1 protein-coding gene is annotated in these 1,581 nt (G+C 68.2%); it reads right to left on the reverse strand.

Annotated features, from left to right (window positions below):
* Window positions 1-8: 8 nt before the first annotated feature.
* Window positions 9-1,454, reverse strand: coding sequence for an NF041680 family putative transposase (locus AB0D48_RS37400; protein WP_362407828.1), 1,446 nt, complete (start codon window positions 1,452-1,454; stop codon window positions 9-11).
* Between the last annotated feature and the right edge of the window lie 127 nt (window positions 1,455-1,581).

Here is a 1,581-nt window from a genome sequence, read left to right on the forward strand (position 1 = left end):
CTTGGCATTTATCCTCTGCGGGCTTGGTGTTCCTTGATTGACTCGGCGCGTTTGGCCGTCTTGCCGACGCTGTGATGGTTGGCCCGGTGGTTGTTCTTCGATCCCGAGGGTCGTCCGGGGCCGGGTCGGGACGGTTTCGGTGCGGCTGCCGGGCGGGCCGCGGTTGCACGGACGTTGCGAAACCCCCGCCTGACCCGGGCGGGGGTGAGGCGACGGGGTTCGGTGCGTCGTTCCCAGGGCCGCCGGAGATCTTCCGTGAGGGGCCGGGCGAGACAGAGCTGGGTGTGGGCGGCGATGATCAACCAGGTCCACAGATCGGCGGTGTCGGCGCGGCGGATCTTCGGTGCGGTCCATCCGAGGGTCTGTTTCATCAGCCGGAAGGTGTGCTCCAGGTCGAAGCGGCGGAGGAAGGCCTGCCACCACCGGTCCGCGTCTGTCGGAGTGGCCGAGGTTGCGGAGCACCACAGCCAGACCGGCTTCGGGTCACGGTCGCCCGGCAGGTACTCCACCTTCAGTCGCATCAATGTGCCGTGCAGGACGGGGAGTTCATCTTCCGCGTGCTCCAGCCAGGGGCCGCGGTGAGTGAGCCGGGGATGCATACGGTCCCAGGCCATCGTCTCTGCCTTGCCGTAGCGGGTGGTGTCCGTGGCGGTGGTGACGTCGGGCTGGTGCCAGGTGTCGGGCTTGGCGAAGGCAAGGACGCCGCCGTGGCGGCGGGGCCGCCCGCCCTTCGGCCCGGAGCGGGCGGGGCCCGGGTCGCGGAGCATGACGCGGTCCGAGCGCAGTCGTCCGAGCAGCACGACGGGCAGGTCCTGCAGGGAGTGGGAGAGGTAGGTGACGTCGTAGCCGGCGTCCATCACGATCAGGATCTCGGGGTCGCCCGGCTGCCAGTGCCCCGCGTCGGCCAGGCGTTCCACGACCTCGCGGAGTTGGGAGGCGGTGACCAGTGTCGCGTCGTCCGCGGGTCCGAGCCGCAGGGCGTCCAGCAGTCGACACCAAGAGGTACGGCCTGTTTCCAAGGCGGCGACGAAAGAGTACGGCCAGCCGGGGATGAACTGGTCCGTCTTACGGTCGCCACGTCCGTAGACGTGGCAGAACAGCCTGTCGTCGCTGGTGGGAGCGTCGGGGCGGAGCCAGTTGCTCACGTCCACCGCCAGTACGATCCGCCCGTCGGCCGTCTTCGGCAGCGGTAGGCCGGCCAGAGCGCGTCGCAGACGCGTCGGTTCGGTCCAGCCTCGATCCAGCCCCGCATACAGAGCGCCGTGTCCGCGCCGGTGCTCGGCCGTCAGCGACAGCTCGACCAGGGTGTTCACCGGCCCGTCCGCACACAGCACCGCGTCGGTGAGCTCGAAGAGTGCGTCAGCCCGGGCATACAGGCAGTCGTAGAACTCGACACGAAAGCGGGACAACACATCCAATGCCTCGCGTCCGGACACGTCGGCAGACAGACTCATACACAGCGGCCGTTCTCTGGTGCTTTGTTACTCGACATCTCGAAGCGTGGAGAACGGCCGCCTCCGCTGTCCCGGGAAACACCGCAGATCAGCAGGTCGGGTGACGAGCGAGGATAAATGCCAAGCT

It is taken from the genome of Streptomyces sp. NPDC048269 (assembly GCF_040652395.1).
Lineage (GTDB): Bacteria > Actinomycetota > Actinomycetes > Streptomycetales > Streptomycetaceae > Streptomyces.

What these genes read in the sequence shown, in the direction of transcription:
- AB0D48_RS37400 (WP_362407828.1), bottom strand. Translation starts at nt 1,454, where the DNA reads ATGAGTCTGTCTGCCGACGTGTCCGGACGCGAGGCATTGGATGTGTTG.